This is a genomic window from Mesorhizobium sp. M1406 (assembly GCF_040317555.1).
In the GTDB taxonomy this organism is placed as follows: domain Bacteria; phylum Pseudomonadota; class Alphaproteobacteria; order Rhizobiales; family Rhizobiaceae; genus Mesorhizobium.
This window is the reverse complement of sequence record NZ_JAMYKW010000085.1, coordinates 1-16420: the sequence shown is the minus strand read 5'-3', so window position 1 is coordinate 16420 and position 16420 is coordinate 1. Positions and strand designations below refer to the sequence as shown.

Annotated in this window: 15 protein-coding genes and 2 pseudogenes; 9 read left to right on the top strand and 8 right to left on the bottom strand. The window is 63.2% G+C overall.

Annotated features, from left to right (window positions below; translation table 11 throughout):
- Window positions 1-81 precede the first annotated feature (81 nt).
- From NKH03_RS31770 to NKH03_RS31760, 3 genes are all read right to left on the bottom strand, one after another.
- Complete coding sequence (locus NKH03_RS31770; RefSeq protein WP_352972821.1) at window positions 82-1614, bottom strand: DHA2 family efflux MFS transporter permease subunit; 1533 nt, start codon at window positions 1612-1614, stop codon at window positions 82-84.
- 297 nt (window positions 1615-1911) lie between these two features.
- Window positions 1912-3093, bottom strand: coding sequence for an HlyD family secretion protein (locus NKH03_RS31765; RefSeq protein ID WP_352972820.1), 1182 nt, complete (start codon window positions 3091-3093; stop codon window positions 1912-1914).
- Complete coding sequence (locus NKH03_RS31760; RefSeq protein WP_352869425.1) at window positions 3090-3566, bottom strand: MarR family winged helix-turn-helix transcriptional regulator; 477 nt, start codon at window positions 3564-3566, stop codon at window positions 3090-3092. Before NKH03_RS31760 ends, NKH03_RS31765 begins: the two co-directional genes overlap by 4 nt.
- A 214-nt stretch (window positions 3567-3780) precedes the next feature.
- Between NKH03_RS31760 and NKH03_RS31755 the strand changes: the two genes are divergently transcribed.
- The 5 genes and pseudogenes from NKH03_RS31755 to NKH03_RS31735 all read left to right on the top strand — a co-directional run bounded on the left by NKH03_RS31755 (window position 3781) and on the right by NKH03_RS31735 (window position 8721).
- Window positions 3781-4389 carry a CDP-alcohol phosphatidyltransferase family protein gene (locus NKH03_RS31755; protein WP_352972819.1) on the top strand — a complete coding sequence of 203 codons (609 nt, stop codon included), beginning with the start codon at window positions 3781-3783 and terminating at the stop codon, window positions 4387-4389.
- Between the two features lie 39 nt (window positions 4390-4428).
- The gene (locus NKH03_RS31750; RefSeq protein WP_502913577.1) at window positions 4429-6213 is read left to right on the top strand and encodes a bifunctional alpha/beta hydrolase/class I SAM-dependent methyltransferase; all 1785 of its coding nucleotides are present in this window, start codon (window positions 4429-4431) and stop codon (window positions 6211-6213) included.
- A 5-nt stretch (window positions 6214-6218) separates the two neighbouring features.
- Window positions 6219-6581: pseudogene (locus NKH03_RS31745) on the top strand (serine/threonine protein phosphatase); the annotation flags it as partial.
- A gap of 542 nt (window positions 6582-7123) precedes the next feature.
- The gene (locus NKH03_RS31740) at window positions 7124-7786 is read left to right on the top strand and encodes a lysophospholipid acyltransferase family protein (RefSeq protein ID WP_352972817.1); all 663 of its coding nucleotides are present in this window, start codon (window positions 7124-7126) and stop codon (window positions 7784-7786) included.
- Window positions 7786-8721 carry a phosphatidate cytidylyltransferase gene (locus tag NKH03_RS31735; RefSeq protein WP_352882982.1) on the top strand — a complete coding sequence of 312 codons (936 nt, stop codon included), beginning with the start codon at window positions 7786-7788 and terminating at the stop codon, window positions 8719-8721. Before NKH03_RS31740 ends, NKH03_RS31735 begins: the two co-directional genes overlap by 1 nt.
- Before the next feature lie 46 nt (window positions 8722-8767).
- Here the strand turns inward: NKH03_RS31735 and NKH03_RS31730 are convergent.
- The 4 genes and pseudogenes from NKH03_RS31730 to NKH03_RS31715 all read right to left on the bottom strand — a co-directional run.
- Window positions 8768-8896, bottom strand: a pseudogene (locus NKH03_RS31730) (iron ABC transporter permease); the annotation flags it as partial.
- A 74-nt stretch (window positions 8897-8970) separates the two neighbouring features.
- Window positions 8971-10113: a DSD1 family PLP-dependent enzyme gene (locus tag NKH03_RS31725; RefSeq protein ID WP_352972816.1), complete on the bottom strand. Its 1143-nt coding sequence runs from the start codon at window positions 10111-10113 to the stop codon at window positions 8971-8973.
- Entirely contained in the window at window positions 10110-11411 is a 1302-nt protein-coding gene (locus NKH03_RS31720) for a D-arabinono-1,4-lactone oxidase (protein ID WP_352972815.1), read from the bottom strand. Before NKH03_RS31720 ends, NKH03_RS31725 begins: the two co-directional genes overlap by 4 nt.
- 12 nt (window positions 11412-11423) lie before the next feature.
- Complete coding sequence (locus NKH03_RS31715; RefSeq protein WP_352972814.1) at window positions 11424-12611, bottom strand: MFS transporter; 1188 nt, start codon at window positions 12609-12611, stop codon at window positions 11424-11426.
- 126 nt (window positions 12612-12737) lie between these two features.
- Here NKH03_RS31715 and NKH03_RS31710 point away from each other — a divergent pair, with 126 nt between their 5' ends.
- Complete coding sequence (locus tag NKH03_RS31710) at window positions 12738-13364, top strand: TetR/AcrR family transcriptional regulator (RefSeq protein WP_352869407.1); 627 nt, start codon at window positions 12738-12740, stop codon at window positions 13362-13364.
- A gap of 16 nt (window positions 13365-13380) precedes the next feature.
- Here the strand turns inward: NKH03_RS31710 and NKH03_RS31705 are convergent, their stop codons facing one another.
- The gene (locus tag NKH03_RS31705; RefSeq protein WP_352972813.1) at window positions 13381-14232 is read right to left on the bottom strand and encodes an ATP-grasp domain-containing protein; all 852 of its coding nucleotides are present in this window, start codon (window positions 14230-14232) and stop codon (window positions 13381-13383) included.
- An 84-nt stretch (window positions 14233-14316) separates the two neighbouring features.
- Between NKH03_RS31705 and NKH03_RS31700 the strand changes: the two genes are divergently transcribed.
- The 3 genes from NKH03_RS31700 to groEL all read left to right on the top strand — a co-directional run.
- Window positions 14317-15114, top strand: a complete 798-nt coding sequence (locus NKH03_RS31700; protein ID WP_352882977.1) for a class I SAM-dependent methyltransferase — start codon at window positions 14317-14319, stop codon at window positions 15112-15114.
- A 166-nt stretch (window positions 15115-15280) separates the two neighbouring features.
- Window positions 15281-15577, top strand: coding sequence for a co-chaperone GroES (gene groES / locus NKH03_RS31695; RefSeq protein WP_031261112.1), 297 nt, complete (start codon window positions 15281-15283; stop codon window positions 15575-15577).
- A gap of 62 nt (window positions 15578-15639) precedes the next feature.
- On the top strand, window positions 15640-16420 hold a 781-nt coding region (gene groEL, locus NKH03_RS31690; RefSeq protein ID WP_352972812.1), incomplete at its 3' end, for a chaperonin GroEL.

The following is a 16420-nucleotide window of genomic DNA, read 5'->3' as shown; positions in this document are numbered from 1 at the left end:
CGACAGCCCTTGCCTGCAACTCACGCGCTCGCAAAATCCCCGCTTCAGACCTACGCCAAAAGACAGTGTGAGATATCCGGGCTAGTCCATGTGCGCGGCTGGTGCGCCAGCGGCAGGCGCCTGCTTTGGCTTGCGAAGCAGGAAAACAAACGGGATGGCAAGCAGCGTCATTACCATGAGTATTTTGAAGTCATTGACGTAGGAGACCATCATCGCCTGGAGATTGACCATGCGGTCGACTTGCGACAGCGCCATCGGATCGCCGCTTGCGGCCGCCGGGGAGACCGCCCACAGATTTGGGTTGAACGGATTGATGAAGGCCGAAAGCTCGGAATGATTGACCTGCGTGTTGCGCACCATCAGAACGGTTACGACCGACACGCCAATGGACGAGCCAAGGTTACGCACCAGGCTGAACAGAGCCGTGGCGTCGGTGCGGAAGCGCACATCCAGCGTGGCGAAGGCGACCGTCGACAGTGGCACGAACACCATGCCCATGCCCAGGCCCTGGATGACGCCGGAGCTGAGGATCAGCCAATTGTCCATCTGCGGCGTGAAGGTGGACATGGTGTAGAGCGACTGCGCTGTCAGCAGAAAGCCGATGACGACAAGAATCCTGGCGTCGATCCTGCTCATGAGCCGCCCGACGACAAGCATCGAAATCATCGTGCCGACACCGCGCGGCCCCAAGACGACACCGATGGTGACGGTTGGATAGCCGAAGATGGTCGACAGCATCGGCGGCAGCAGCGACATCGAGGCCAGGATCAGCACGCCCATGACGAAGATGAATGCCAGCCCGGTCACGAAATTGCGGTCAAGGAAGATCTTCGGGTCGATGAAAGGACGTTCCGCCGTCAGCGTGTGGATGATGAACACCCAGAATCCGGTGATCGAAAGAGCAAGCTCGATCCAGATCTCGACCGAAGAAAACCAGTCGACCTCGCCGCCGCGGTCGAGCAGCAGCTGCAGCGCACCGACACCGAGCGATAACATGGCGAAGCCGAAGAAATCGAAGCTGCGCACCCGCCGGGCAACCGCCGGCAGATAGGCGGCCATGCCGAGGAAGGCGATGATGCCGACCGGCAAATTGATGAAGAACACCCAGCGCCAGTTGAAATTCTCGGTCAGCCAGCCGCCGAGCGTCGGGCCCAGGATTGGCCCCAGCATGATGCCGGCGCCCCAGATGGCCATTGCCTGGCCGTGGCGTTCCCTGGGGTTGATGTCGAGCAGGAAGGTTTGCGACAGTGGCACGATGGCGGCGCCGAACACGCCCTGCATCAGCCGGAAGAACACTATGCTCTCCAGGCTCCAGGCGATACCGCACAGCATCGAGAACGCGGTGAAGCCGACAACCGCCCCTAGGAACAGTTCCTTGCGGCCGAAGCGATCGGCCAGCCAGCCGGTCACCGGCGTCATGATGGCGGCGGCGACGATGTAGGAGGTCAGCACCCAGTTGATGTTGTCCGGCGAGGCGCCGAGATCGCCCGTCATGGTCGGCAGCGCGACGTTGGCGATCGTCGTATCGAGCGCCTGCATGACCGTCGCCAGCATGAGCGCGACCGTGATCAGGCCGCGATGCGGCAATTCTTTGAAGGGTTCGGGCGTGCTCATGACGTGAAACTTCCAGCAGGTAACAAAAACGTGTACAACGGGTTTCCGGGCGGCAAAGCCTTCCGTTGAGAGACCTTCATCGCGGTGGGACGCGATTATCGATGTGGGGGTTACATCGACCGAAAGTCTCTGATGAGCGGATGCCTGCCGCCCGGAAACATGAGGACCGACGGGTCCGTGCCAAAGATTTCAGATTCCGGTCAAGCCGCGCGGCGGCTTCGCCCAGACGCTGATCCTTCCCACTCCTCCATCAGACCAATCCTGCTACTCGCTTCCACCCGCGGGATTCCGCTGACTTTACTGCGCGGTCTCGCCAGCCGTGGCGTGGCCGAAGATCGACGGCAGGCCGCGCGCCACACCGGTGTCTACAGTAACGGTGGCGCTCATGCCGGTGCGCAACGCCATCTTGGCGTCGGCATCGGTCAATTCGAGACGCACCGGAATGCGCTGCGTGACCTTGACCCAGTTGCCGGTGGCATTCTGGGCCGGCAGGAGCGAGAATTCCGCTCCCGTGCCGGCGCCGATCGCCTTGACCGTCGCTTCGAAGGTGCGCCCCGGATAGGTGTCGACCACGATATCAGCCTTCTGCCCGGGCTTCATGTGGGTGAGCTGCGTTTCCTTGAAATTGGCGGCGATCCAGGTGTCGCCGGTCTCGACCAGCGAGAACAGCGGCGTGCCGGAACCGACATACTGGCCGACCTTGAATGAGGAAGCCTGGCTGACGACGCCGTCGGCCGGCGCCTTGACCGTGGTCCGCGCCAGGTCGTAGGCCGCCTTGTCGCGCGCGGCGAGCGCGGCCATCACGGTCGGGTGCTTGTCGGTCTCGATGTCGGGATTGCCGCCAAGCGCTGCCTTGGCGCTGATGATGCCTTGCTCGGCAACGGCCAATTGCTGCTTGGCCTTGTCGAGATCGTTCTTGGCCTCGTCCAGTGACGACTTGGCGTTGATGCCCTTCTGGGCAAGGTCGGCGGCGCGGTCGAACTGCGACTGGGCGAAGGCGACCTGACTGGTGTCGGATTTTTGCTGAGCCATCGACTGGCCATAAGCCGCGCGCAGCTGCTCGACATTGAGACGCGCTCCCGCAACCGCCGCGTCGGCCTGGGCCAGCGCAATCCGGTATGGCTCGGGGTCGATGGCAAACAGCACGTCGCCCTGCTTGATCAGCTGGTTGTCGGCGATGTCGACCTGAACGATACGCCCGGCCGTGTCGGAAGCGATCGAGACCTTGGCCTGCTGCAGATTGGCGTTCTCCGTCTCCTGGTAGCGGCCGCCGGTGACCCAGACATAGCCGCCGCCGGCAGCCAGTGCGGCAGGCAGTGCGACCATCAGCAGAAAGCGACCCAGCCGACGCTTCTTCTTCACAGGGGTCAGGGCTGGCTGCACCGGGGGAGCAACCGTCACCGGGGCCGCGGCCGGCTTCTCCGGCGCTTCCATTTCCAGCTCGGTCACTTTCTCGTCTATCTTGGCTACCGCGTTCATGCTGCTGCGCCTTCTGTCTTTACTTTTTCAATGGACGGCGTCTCGTCGTCGGTCAGGTTCCGGACCATCGCTTCAAGCCCCTCGATGAGGACACGGCGGGCTTCCGGCTTCACGCCGACCAGTGATTCCTCGTAGACTTCCCCGGCAATGCTCTTGATCACGGCGTAGGCTTCGCTCGCCTTGGGCGTCAGGAAGATCATGCGCACCCGGCGATCGGTGGCGTCGGGACGACGCTCGATCCAGCCGCCCTCCTCCATGCGATCGACCAGGCGAGAAACGCTGATCGGCTCGATTTCGAGAAGTTCGGCCAGCCGCGCCTGCGCGACGCCGTCTTCCTTGGCAACGCGGACCAGAAGCCGCCATTGCGCCGAAGAAAGCCCCAAGCCACTGGCCCTCGCCTCGAAGCGCTTGCGCATAAGGCGCTGCACGTCGTGGATCAAGAAGCCCAATCTGTCGATGCCATCGGAAACCATGAGCGGGATATATAATAAGCGTGCTTACTATTCAAGATGCGGCGTTGCACCAAAAGCCGGCAAATGGGTATGACAGCCATGCGATGCAGTCATGGTTAGCGATTGGTGAGCGCCTGGTCGCCATGCCAGTCGGCATAGCCGCTCCGCCACGTCATGCTGGTCGTGTCTGACATATTGATGTACAGCCGTTGGTCAGGATCGGGGGATCACGAAAATGCCGACGCTTTACGCTCTCAAGCCGGCTTTCCAGGGAAGGCTGCGGCCGCTGGTCAATCGGCTGGCGGCAATCGGGGTCACTGCAAACAGCATAACCATCCTGGCGGCGTTGATGTCGATGGCGGCAGGAGCGGCCATCGCGGTTCTGCATGAATGGCGCTGGCTGCTACTGCTTGTCCCCGCGGTGATGTTCGTGCGCATGGCGCTGAATGCCGTGGATGGCATGCTGGCGCGGGAACACGGACAGGCCTCGACGCTCGGCATGTATCTGAACGAGTTTTGCGACGTCGTTTCGGACCTCGCGCTTATACTCCCTTTTGCCTCCTTTCCGCAGTTTGCCCCATGGGCGGTCATCGCCTTCGCGATATCGGCCGTGCTGACCGAGTTCGCCGGCGTGCTCGGCATCGCCGCCAAGGTCGGGCGAAACTATGCCGGGCCGTTCGGCAAGAGCGACAGGGCAATGGCGCTCGGCGTGGTCGCCGTGCTGTGCGCCGCCGGGTTCTGGCCGGCATCCATCGCGCCATTTGTGTTTCCGGCCATGGCAACGCTTTCGCTGCTGACCGCCATAAACCGGATACGCGCCGGCCTTATTGGCAGCGCCAGCTGAGCATCGGGGCTCGCCATGCCGTCAGAGGGAAAGACCATGATGCACGAACCGATCGCCGCCGCGACCAAGCAAAGCCTTGAACGGCAAGCGCAGGAGCGGGTCTTTCGCAGCCATGACGGGACGGAGATCTTCTACCGGTTCTGGCCGGCGGCTTCCGCGGATGCCGAGGGCGCGGTGGTGCTCTTCCATCGCGGCCACGAACATGGCGGCCGCATGGCCCATCTCGTCGATGAATTGCGGATGCCGGACCACGCCTTCTATGCGTGGGATGCCCGCGGCAATGGCCGCTCGTCCGGCGAGCGCGGCTATGCCCCTTCCTTCTCGGCCCTGGTGCGCGACATCGACTGTTTCATGGGCGAGATCGCCGCCAGGGATGGCTTCGCCACGCGGGATATCGCGCTGATCGCGCAATCCTTCGGCGCCGTGCTCGCCGCAGCCTGGGTGCATGATTATGCCCCGAAGCTGCGCGCCATGGTGCTGGCCTCACCGGCCTTCTCGGTAAAACTCTACGTGCCCTTCGCCAGGGAAGGCATTGCGTTCTGGCAGAAGATCAAGGGCCGCTTCTTCGTCAATTCCTACGTCAAGGCGAAATTCTTGACCCATGATCTCGTGCGCATCGCCTCCTTCGAGAGCGATCCGCTGATCACACGGCCGATCGCCTCCAATATCCTGGTCGAACTCTACCAGCACGCGGCACGCATCGTGGCTGACGCCCGCGCCATCACCGTGCCGACGCAGCTTCTGCTTTCGGGCAGCGACTGGGTGGTGCGCCACGGGCCGCAGCACGATTTCTTCGTCAATCTCGGCAGCCGCGCCAAGGAACGCCATGTGTTGCCGGGCTTCTTCCACGACACGCTGGGCGAGCGCGACCGGGCGCGGGCCCTCGACCTGATCCGGCCGTTCCTGGCCAGGCAGTTCGCCACGCCGGACGCTCCAGTCGACCTGAAGCAGGCGGATATTGCCGGCCACACCCGCGACGAGGCCGACAGGCTTGCCTCGCCGCTCGATCTGTTGTCGCCCAAAGGCCTCTACTGGGCATTCAGCCGTGCCTCCATCCGCATGGGCGCCTGGGTCTCCCAGGGTATGAAGACCGGCATCGCCACCGGCTTCGATTCCGGCTCGACGCTGGATTACGTCTATGAGAACGACGCGCGGGGTCTCACACCCCTTGGCCGTGTCATCGACCGCATCTTCCTGGAGGCCATAGGCTGGCGCGGCATCCGCCAGCGCAAGCTGCATCTCGAGGAACTGATCGGCTCTTGCCTGACGACGCTCAAGGCCGCAGGCCGCCCGGCGCACATTCTCGACATCGCCGCCGGCCACGGCCGCTATGTTCTCGATGCCATCGTCAAGAGCCCCGACCAGCCGGCGAGCGTGCGCCTGCAGGATTATTCCGACCTCAACGTGCAGCTTGGCCGCAAGTTGATCGCCGAACGGCAATTGCCGGCTGATGTCTCGTTCCAGCGTGCGGACGCCTTCGATGCCGATATGCTCGGCTCGATCGATCCGGCGCCCGATCTCGCCATCGTCTCCGGCCTCTACGAGCTGTTCTCCGACAATGCGATGATCGCCCGCTCGCTCGGCGGATTGGCCAGCGCCATGCAGCAGGGCAGCCTGTTGCTCTACACCAACCAGCCCTGGCATCCGCAGCTTGAGATGATCGCCCGCAGCCTGACCTCGCATCGCGGCGGCGAGGCCTGGGTGATGCGCCGGCGCACGCAAGGCGAGATGGACCAGCTCGTCGAAGCCGCTGGTTTCGAAAAGCTCGACCAGCGCATCGACCAATGGGGCATATTCACCGTCTCGGTCGCGCGGCGCCGCTGAACAGCATGGTGTCATCGCTTGCATCCACCGCACGCGACGAGCCCTATGGACGGGTGGTCGTCAGGGCAGCCCTCTGGCTGGCCTTCCTGGCGCCGTTCTTCTACCTCAGCTACGGCTTCGCCAACTGGCTGGCGTCGCGGCGCGACGAGGTCGGCAGCATCGTATTCTCCTGGGAACACAGCATCCCGTTCCTCGCCTGGACCATCGTGCCCTATTGGTCGATCAACCTGTTCTACGGCCTGTCGCTGCTGCTCAACGACAACAGGCAAGGGGTCGACCGTCTGGCCGGGCGCTATCTCACCGCGCAGATCGTCGCCGTTGCCTGCTTCATCCTGTTTCCGCTGACGGCGACGTTCGTGCGGCCGGCTGGTGGCGACCGGCAGAGCCAAGACGCCGACGCTTGCCCGCGAGATGCTGATAGCAGCCGGCCGCCCGGTTCATCTTGCCGATGCCACGGAGCGGGCAGCGTCATGACCGGCAATGCTTACCAGGAACGCGCCGACCGCTTCGCCCGCATGCTGATGCAGCAGGCCGCATGGCCGGCCGCACTCGTGGTGGCTGCAAATATCCTTGGGCCCCTGGCCGCGTCGGCACGCGGAGCCTTCGAGACCTTGCCTGCGGCGATCGCCCTGTCGATCACCGCCGCGAGCACTGTCGCCGTGCTGGCGCTGTCGGCGCTGCTGGTGTTCGACGCGCTGCTCTTCCGGCTGATGGCGAGCCACGACGACGAGGTTTCCGGCGGCGCCGCGGTGGACGACATGCTGGCGCGCATGCGCCTGAAACCGGCGCCGTCCACGACGCGCTCGCTCGAAGACCGCATGGCCGGCACAAGCCGCTTGCTGTTCAAGCAGCGTGCGGCCCTGGCCCTGTTTGCCGTAGCACTTCTGGCGGCGGGGTTTTGGGCGCCGCGATGAACAAGCTTTCGCTGAAAACCTTCACCTTGCTGCAGACGGTAACCTCCGTCGGCCTCTCGGCGCTGGCCTGGATGGTGACCGGCGTGCGTCCGATATGGAGCGGCAGCCTGCCGTCCGACCGGCAGCGCATCTATTTCGCCAATCACACCAGCCATGGCGACTTCATCCTGCTGTCGGCCTGCCTCAGCGAAAAGGAGCGCGCGATCACCCGCGCGGTCGCTGCCGGCGAATACTGGGGAAAGTCGCGGCTGCGCCGCTTCATTGCCGAGGACATGCTGTCGTCGGTGCTGATCAACCGGCAATGGACCAAGCCTGAGGAAAATCCGATCGAGATCATGCTGTCGGTTCTCGACCAGGGCCACTCGCTGATCCTTTTTCCCGAGGGCACCCGCAACATGACCGAGGAGCCGCTGCTGGCCTTCCGCTCCGGGCTCTACAATCTGTCGATGGCGCGGCCGCAGGTCGAGCTGATCCCGTGCTGGATCGAGAACATGTCGCGCGTGCTGCCCAAGGGACAGTTCCTGCCGGTGCCGCTGCTGTGCCGCGTCGTCTTCGGCGCACCGGTCGCCGTGACGCCTGGCGAAGAGCGCCGCGCCTTTCTCGAGCGTGCCCACGCCACGCTTCTGGCGCTCAACCCGCGTCCCGAGCGAGACGATTGATGCGCCACGAGATCTCCATCCTGATCATCGGCCTGCTGGCGGTTTTGACCACCGCCAGCATCGTCGCCGCCATACTTTCGGCGCGGGCGCCGAAGCCGCTAAGCTCGACCCTGGTCAATCTCACCCAGCGCATCAACGCCTGGTGGGTGATGGTGGCGATGATGACGGTCGCCTTCTTCTTCGGCCGCTACGGCATGACCATCCTGTTCGCGCTGATTTCCTTCGCCGCGCTGCGCGAATTCGTGACGCTGACGCACACCCGCCGCAGCGACCACTGGGTGCTGCTTGGCATGTTCGGCATCATCATACCGTTTCAATACTGGCTGGTGTGGACCGCCTGGTACGGGCTCTTCGTCATCTTCATTCCGGTCTATTGCTTCCTGTTGATGCCGGCCATCACGGCGCTGCATGGCGACACCGAACGCTTCCTCGAGCGGATCGCCGCGCAGCAATGGGCGGTGATGATTTCGGTCTATTGCGTCAGCCATGTTCCAGCGCTGCTGACACTCGACGTGCCGCGCTTCGAAGGCCGCACCCTGCTGCTGATCGCCTTCCTGATCATCGTCGTGCAAGGCAGCGACGTGCTGCAATACATCTTCGGCAAGCTGTTTGGAAAACACCGTTTTTCGCCGAATGTCTCGCCGTCGAAAACCTGGGAAGGCCTGATCGGCGGACTGGTGTCGGCGAGCCTGCTCGGCGCGCTGTTGTCGTTCGTGACGCCCTTCTCGCCGCTGCAGGCGGCGGCCGTGGCCTTCGTCGCCTGCTCGATGGGATTTCTGGGCGGGCTGGTCGCCTCGGCCATCAAGCGCGACCAGGGCGTCAAGGACTGGGGCCATCTGATCGAGGGCCATGGCGGCATGATGGACCGCACCGACAGCCTGGTCTTCGCCGCGCCAGTCTTCTTTCACATCGTGCGCTATTTCTGGACGGTCTGAGAGCCTGTTTGGAAACTCTACTCCGGCGGCCTCTTGTCCGCTACGCTCAGAGCAGGTTGCGGATGAGCCTGGTGACGACGAAGAACGCACCGACCGAGCTGATGCCGATCGGCAGTTCCCGCGGCGGCGGCAGCGTTCGGGCCATGAGATGGCTGGCCAGCAAGAGCACCGCGCCGGAATTCGAACGCTACGGCCCCGAATTCGATCCACGCGGCGGCAATGGCGGTTTGGGGGTGAAAGCGCAGGCGATCACCCCATCGGCAGCGCCGGCCAGCGATCGGCGATCCTGCCGCCGGAAAACACCGCGATCGATCCGAATTGCTGCAGCACGGCCTCGCTCTGCGTCGGGCGCAGAAAGGCATGGTCGCCTGGCCTTGCGGTCGCATCGGCCGGCAAGCCCATGAATTGCTGGTTGGAGGACAGGCCGAGCAGGCCGTTCGTCCGCATGCCTTCGGGGAACACCGGCTCGGCCATCCACTTGCCGCCATAGAGGTAGCAGCCCTTGCGCGGAAACCGGCCGAGTGCCTGCAGCAGGCGAGTGACGGCAGGCGGGCCGGGCAGCATCGGCTCGACCACTTTCAGCATCGGTGTCGCGATAAAGGCAGCCGGCAGGAAGCCTTCGAGGCCGGGCGTATCGAAATCGCTGGGCAGCACGAAGGCCGAGCCCATCGACACTTCGTTGGCCACGCCGCCATGATGGAGCAGTGCGGTCTTGCTGCCGCCGATGTTCAAGATGCGGCGCTGGTCCGCGCCGAGGCAAGCGACGAACGCCGTGGCCTGCGCCGACGCCTTTGCCAACGCTTTCACCGGCCCGCCGAACAGGCCCGGAATGTGCGGCGCATGCGCCTCATAGGCCATGACGCCTTCGCAACACAGCCGGGACGGCAGCGCGCTCAACGCCTTCGACAAGGACTCCGGGCTCGCAAACCCGCCGCGATGCAGTCCGACGTCGATCTCGAAAGCGATGCGCAGCTCGATGCCCAACTCGGTCGCGAGTGCGCCATATTCCGCCAGCCGCTCCTGCGTATCGATCAGCCAGCAGACACGCGACCAGTAGTCGGCGTCGGCTTTCACCAGCGCCGCCCTTGCCGCGCCGACCGGCATCGGCTTGCCGTACAGCAGATCGGCATCTGGAAACGCCTTCAGCACCGCCTCGCTGACCGGCGGATGGAAGGACATGACGTGATTGGCGCCGAGCGCCTTGCCGATATGGGCAAGCAGAGGCAGGCAGGCGAGCGACTTGTCGACCAGCCGCACGGCAAGGCCGGGATCCAGCCTCCCCTTTACCAGGGCGATGTTGCGGTCCAGCCGGTCGATATCCAGCACCAGACAGGGCTGCAGGATGCCAGCGGTCTTCAATGCGTCCGACAGGGCGGAAAAATAGGCGCTCATCGTTCGTTGTCAAAAGGACTGGGTTCGATGCCGAACAGGCCGGCCATGTAGGACGAGAGGAAGCGGTTTTGCGGATCGATGTCGCGTCGCACCGCCATGGCGTCGTCCCAGCGCGGGTAGAGCTTTTTCAGGTCCGCCGCCTTCAGGCTGTGCATCTTGCCCCAATGCGGCCTGCCACCGTATTTGCGGAAGATCGGCTCGGCCGCCCGCATGAACGGCAGCGGATCGTTCGCCGCGTCATGGTGGATGGCGATCGAGCAGGTCGGCCTCCTGTAGAATGGCGACAGCCAGAATTCGTCGGGCGCAACGGTGCGCACCTCCATCGGAAAATAGACCTCGGGAAAGTGCTTCTCGGTCAGCTCAATGATTTCGGCCAGCGCCTTCGGCCCCTCCTCGAACGGCAGATGATATTCCATCTCGTTGAATTTGGTCTGCCGGTCGCTGGCATAGACGTTGAGCCAGTCCTGCACGTAGTCCTCGGCCGGGAATTTGGCGACCGCCGAACGGATCAGGCGGCCGCGCAGCGACGGCAGCCTGGCGAGCGCGGCGCGCAGCCGGCGCAGCGTCCTCAACCCGGCCTCATCCGCTTCCGGCGGTCGCGGGGTCGGTGCCGCGTCGCTGAGATCGCTGGCGATGAACTGCGCGTAACCGGAAAACGGAATATAGTAGAATTCGGCCGAGCGATGGGCGGCCATCATCGTCTCGAACTCGCGCAGCATCTCAGTGATCGGCAGCACCCATTTGCGGCGGCGCAGCCGGTAGGTCGGGATGTTGTTCAACGTTACTTCGGTCATCACGCCGAAGGCGCCGAGCGCGACGCCGATGGCATGGATCATCTCCTGGTCCCCTGCCCGCTTGAAGTCGCGCAGCTTGCCCAGCCCGTCGACAATCCGCACCGTCTCCAGCTGCGTGTGATAGGCACCGAGCGTCGGTCCCGAGCCATGGGTGGCCGTGCCCAGCGCGCCGCCGATCGCCTGGCGGTCGATGTCGCCCATATTGGGCAGGCCCTGGCCGATGCCTTGCAGCATGTGCATCAGCGGCCCGAGCCGGGTCCCTGCCCGCACCCGCGCCTGATGTTTCTCGGCGTCGTGCGAGACCAGCCCTTCCAATTTCTCCAAGGACAGGATGGTGCCCTTGGATTTCACCAGCGGGGTGAAGGAATGACCGGCACCGACGACGCGGATCGGACCCGGCGCTGTGCGCACCAGATCGCCCAGTTCGCCGGCATCGGCGGGACTGGCGATCAACCGCGGTTCGGCGGTGACAATGCCCGACCAGTTGCTCCATCTGTTCGACATGGCGCTCCCCGCTCAGGCAACGGCGCGGCGGCGCCGCGTCACGAGGATAAACAGACCGAGCAGCACCACGCTGGCCACAGCACTGGCGGCGGCGAATTCCGGCACCGGCCGGAAATCCTTGCCGTCGATCAGCAGCGACGCGGCGATCGGCCCTATCGCCAGGCCGAACAGCTGGGCTGCCGGCACTAAGAGCACGGCGGTGCGCGTCTCGTCGGCGGTGATCGCCAGCCGGATCTGATAGGGCACGATGAACAAGAGGATGAAGCCCATGACCAGGGCGGCGATCCAGAATGTGGTGAGACCAGGTCCGCTGGCGAGAACCAGCGAGCTGACAAGCGCCACGACCCCGATCGTCGTGATGGCAAGCCGATAATCGATGCGCGCCTCGAAGACGGTTGCCGTCATCGCACCCAGGGCCTGCGCCGCGAGGCTGGCGGAGACGATCAGGCCGACGGTGCGGCCATCGATGCCATATTGCGCTCCAAGCGGTTCCAGGAAGGCCCAGACCGCACCGAAGAACATGAAGTAGCAGAACACCGACAGCAGCGCGGTGAGCGAAGGAATCGTCAGCACATTGGCGAGATTCTCTTCCTTCGGCAGATCGGCGTAGTCCCCGGGGACGGTGAAGGCGACCGCCAGCGACGCGATGCAGACGACGGCAAGAACGATGAAGCCGCCCGCCGATCCGGCTGCCGGGATGACATAAAGCGCCAGCAACAGGGCAAGCGCGCATTGCGCCAGTGTCTGCATGGTGACGAAATAGCCGCCGATGCGCTCGGCGCGCCGCGACCGGGCGATCAACTCCGTTGCGACCGCCACCAGACCGCCCTCGGCAAGACCGGCCAGGGCGCGGGCCCCGATCAGCGTGTTGGCGGTTGCGGCATAGGCCGTCCACACATTGGCGAGCCCTAGCAGCAGCAAAAGGACGGCACTTTTCCGGCGCATGTTGTGGGCCGAAAGCAGCATCGCCACGACAGCCGAACCGATGGCAATGGCGATCATCTCGGCGGTCGCGACCAGCGCCAGTTCATCGCCGCTGACATGGCCCTCGGTGTAGAGCGCGCCGAGCAACACGGGCTGCAGCCCGAGGATGAGCAGGCCGACCGAACCGATCCACAGTGCCGAGGCAAGCTGTGCGCCGGTCGGATTGCCGACCAGCCAGTCGCCATTGCCCGAGTGCCCGGTATTTGTCGAAGCCAAAGGCGCCTCCCAACGTCCTTGCCGCGCGGCAAAAAAACTGACAACCTGTCAGCATTTCTAGAAACTGATACTTGATCATATTTCTTGTCAACCGGATTTTGAAAAACCCGTGCGAAAGATCGGTGCATGACGGAAGTGAACAGAACAGCCACCGAGCCCCGGCGCAGGCCCAAGCAGGAACGCAGCCGCGAGCGCATCGACGCGATCCTGTCGACGACCATGCGGCTGATCGGCGAGAAGGGCATCGACGCCGTCACCATGAAGGAAGTCGGCATGCTGGCGGGCGGGCCGATCGCCACCGTCTACCATTACTTTCCCAACAAATCGGCGATCCTGGCGATGCTCTACGAGCGGTTTTCAGAGGTCAGCCGTGCCCGGCTGACGGCGATCATCGCCGACGTCCGCGAGGCGAAGGACGTGATCGTGGCCGCCGACCGGCTGCTTGACGATTATCTCAGCCGCGTCGCCGGCGATCCGGCCATCCAGGATCTGCAGAACGCCATCCAGGCCGACAAGGCGCTCAAGAATCTCGACATCGCCGAAACCCGACATCAAGCCAGGATGTTCTGCGACCATGTCATCACCCTGCTCGAGCCCGGGAAGCGCGAGCAGTTCGAACGCATGGTCATCCTGATCTTCCAGCTCGCCGGCGGTGTCGTGCGCCTGGCGCTTGCCGAGGGCGAAGCGGAAAGCCGCCGCACGATCGAAGATTATCGTTCGATCATTCACACGCAGCTGCGGTTGTTTTTGTAGAACACCCATCATTGATCTATCGCACACCGCGGATCAGGCTCTCAAACCCATCGGCCAGATCGGAAGCGCCTGCCGCGAACATCCTCCTCAAATTGCTGGGACGGCCGGGGGTCTTGTTCGCATCCAGCAGCACCGCCCTGCCGTCATGCACCACAAAATCGAATTTTCCATAATCGAAGCCGAGCGCGCGCCGCAACGAACGCAGTTCATCGGGGACCGGAACAGGCTCACGTCGGATCGTTTCGGATGCCTTGATCAACGGCTTGGGCGATACATAACGCGTGCAGCGCTCGCGGTCTCCGCAGAACACCCAGAAGCGCGCCGCGAAGCCATCGCGCTCTCTTTCCGGAATGAACTTTTCCACGACCAGATCGGCGCGGTCAAAGCTACTTTGTGGAATATCGCCGATCGACTCATGGATCGCGTAAGGTTCCTGAACAGGCATGTCCGGAAATAGCTGAGGCTTGCCCGCGCGTTGCGATTGCCGATTGAGGAACGTCTCCGGAATACCCTGATTGTTGAGATTGCTTTTGACGATCACCTGACCTTGCCAGCTGTCAGCTCTGTCGACCAATGCACCGCTGATCCGACGCTTGGATATGTCGACCGCCCCGATATTGAGGCAGAATGCAAAACTTGATGCATAGTCGACATAGTCCGTGGGCGTCACCGTGGCGTCGACATGCAACACCGCTATATCGGCGCTGAATGGCGTCGACAGACCTTGCTGAACCCGAACCGAATGGCCGCGCCTTTTCAATTCGGCGAGAATGTCGAAAAGCATGTATGGGCTGCTCCTGCGCAGCAGGATGTCGCGCCTGCCCAGGAATCGGTCATGCTCATGGGTGACCACGAGAATACGCGCCAATCATCGACCTCTTGGCTTATACAACAACCTCTATTAAGCCCCGATGGGTATCTAAATCTAGACGTCCATGGCCCAATAAATTGCATGACAAATCACTGGGACAATTATCACCGCCATTGGAAACTTCTGGATGCGCCGCTCCGGCCAACAGCGGAAACCATCGGCATATTCGATCGCGAACTCGATCTGAAAAATGCCGACGTCCTGCTCCTTGGAGTGACGCCGGAACTGGCAATCCTGGGCAGATCGATGTTGGCGGTCGATCAATCGGCCACCATGATTTCCGGCGTATGGGCCGGCGACGACGGATCGCGAAAGGCGATAGCCGGCAACTGGCTTGACCTGCCAGTGGATCGGGCAAGTTTCGACGCCGTCATCGGCGACGGATGCCTGTCGGCGGTCGATTCCAAAGCCGCGCGCGGTTCGCTGTTTGGCGAAATCGCGAGGGTGCTGAAGCCTGGCAGGCGTGCGGCGATCCGCGTTTTTGCTCGGCCGGAAACGGCGGATGATCCGCGCGGCATCGAAGCTCTGGTTCTGGCCGGCGGGGTCGAGAATTTCCACGCGCTCAAATGGCGGATCGCGATGGCGTGCACGACCGACGACCGCGATTTCGCAATCAAGGTGCGAACGATCCGCGACACCTTCGACAGCCTGTTCCCCAACCGCGAAGCTCTTGCCGCGAGGACGGGTTGGACCATGGTGTCGATCAACACGATAGACGTCTATGCGGGCTCGGACATAAGCTACAGCTTCGCGACGCTGGCAATGCTGATCGAGGAAGCGAGCAACTGGTTCGACGACGTGCGCGTCGTGCCGAGCGGCAGCTATCCCCTGGCGGAGCGTTGCCCGCTTCTGGTGTTCGGTTCGGCCAAGCCCCGATAAGTTCGTCATCGAGGTGCCAAGTGGCGCTCCGACCGCCTTGACTCCGGCGAGCCGCCAGCCTATTTCAGCGCCACGTTAGCACTCGCCATTGGTGAGTGCTAACTCATATGTCCGGCGCCGCCGGACGGAGGAACTGTTTCTCACCGTTCTCATCGAGGAAGAAAAAATGGCAAAGTCGAAGTTCCGCCCGCTTCATGACCGCGTGGTCGTTCGCCGGGTCGAATCCGAATCCAAGACCGCTGGCGGGATCATCATCCCCGACACGGCAAAGGAAAAGCCGCAGGAAGGCGAGATCATCGCTGTCGGCTCCGGCGCTCGTGACGAAGCTGGCAAGCTGGTCCCGCTGGACGTCAAGACTGGCGACCGCATCCTGTTCGGCAAGTGGTCGGGCACCGAAGTCAAGCTCAATGGCGAAGACCTTCTGATCATGAAGGAATCCGACATCATGGGCATCATCGGCTGATATCAGGCCTTTTCATCAACTGAATTCCCGGGCTCAATCAAAGCCCCTGCCAGGAGCTAAAAATGGCTGCCAAAGACGTAAAATTTTCCCGTGATGCCCGCGAGCGCATGCTGCGCGGCGTCAACATCCTCGCCGACGCGGTGAAGGTCACGCTCGGCCCCAAGGGCCGCAACGTCGTCATCGACAAGTCGTTCGGCGCGCCGCGCATCACCAAGGACGGCGTCACCGTCGCCAAGGAAATCGAGCTTGAAGACAAGTTCGAGAACATGGGCGCGCAGATGGTCCGCGAAGTTGCTTCGAAGACCAACGACATCGCCGGCGATGGCACCACGACCGCGACCGTTCTGGCGCAGTCGATCGTCCAGGAAGGCCACAAGGCCGTTGCCGCCGGCATGAACCCGATGGACCTGAAGCGCGGCATCGACCTGGCCGTGACCGAAGTCGTCGCGGCGCTCGGCAAGGCTGCCAAGAAGATCAAGACCTCCGAGGAAGTTGCCCAGGTCGGCACGATCTCGGCCAATGGCGACGAGTCGGTCGGCAAGATGATCGCGGAAGCGATGCAGAAGGTCGGCAACGAAGGCGTCATCACGGTTGAGGAAGCCAAGACCGCCGAGACCGAACTCGAAGTCGTCGAAGGCATGCAGTTCGATCGCGGCTACCTCAGCCCCTACTTCGTCACCAACGCCGACAAGATGGTTGCCGAGCTCGAGGACGTCTACATCCTCCTGCACGAGAAGAAGCTCTCCAACCTCCAGGCCATGCTGCCGGTTCTCGAAGCCGTCGTGCAGACCTCGAAGCCGCTGCTCATCATCTCGGAAGACGTCGAAGGCGAGGCCCTGGCCA

What these genes read in the sequence shown, in the direction of transcription:
- NKH03_RS31770 (WP_352972821.1), bottom strand. Translation starts at nt 1,614, where the DNA reads ATGAGCACGCCCGAACCCTTCAAAGAATTGCCGCATCGCGGCCTGATC.
- NKH03_RS31765 (WP_352972820.1), bottom strand. Translation starts at nt 3,093, where the DNA reads ATGAACGCGGTAGCCAAGATAGACGAGAAAGTGACCGAGCTGGAAATG.
- NKH03_RS31760 (WP_352869425.1), bottom strand. Translation starts at nt 3,566, where the DNA reads ATGGTTTCCGATGGCATCGACAGATTGGGCTTCTTGATCCACGACGTG.
- NKH03_RS31755 (WP_352972819.1), top strand. Translation starts at nt 3,781, where the DNA reads ATGCCGACGCTTTACGCTCTCAAGCCGGCTTTCCAGGGAAGGCTGCGG.
- NKH03_RS31750 (WP_502913577.1), top strand. Translation starts at nt 4,429, where the DNA reads ATGCACGAACCGATCGCCGCCGCGACCAAGCAAAGCCTTGAACGGCAA.
- NKH03_RS31740 (WP_352972817.1), top strand. Translation starts at nt 7,124, where the DNA reads ATGAACAAGCTTTCGCTGAAAACCTTCACCTTGCTGCAGACGGTAACC.
- NKH03_RS31735 (WP_352882982.1), top strand. Translation starts at nt 7,786, where the DNA reads ATGCGCCACGAGATCTCCATCCTGATCATCGGCCTGCTGGCGGTTTTG.
- NKH03_RS31725 (WP_352972816.1), bottom strand. Translation starts at nt 10,113, where the DNA reads ATGAGCGCCTATTTTTCCGCCCTGTCGGACGCATTGAAGACCGCTGGC.
- NKH03_RS31720 (WP_352972815.1), bottom strand. Translation starts at nt 11,411, where the DNA reads ATGTCGAACAGATGGAGCAACTGGTCGGGCATTGTCACCGCCGAACCG.
- NKH03_RS31710 (WP_352869407.1), top strand. Translation starts at nt 12,738, where the DNA reads ATGACGGAAGTGAACAGAACAGCCACCGAGCCCCGGCGCAGGCCCAAG.
- NKH03_RS31700 (WP_352882977.1), top strand. Translation starts at nt 14,317, where the DNA reads ATGACAAATCACTGGGACAATTATCACCGCCATTGGAAACTTCTGGAT.
- groES (WP_031261112.1), top strand. Translation starts at nt 15,281, where the DNA reads ATGGCAAAGTCGAAGTTCCGCCCGCTTCATGACCGCGTGGTCGTTCGC.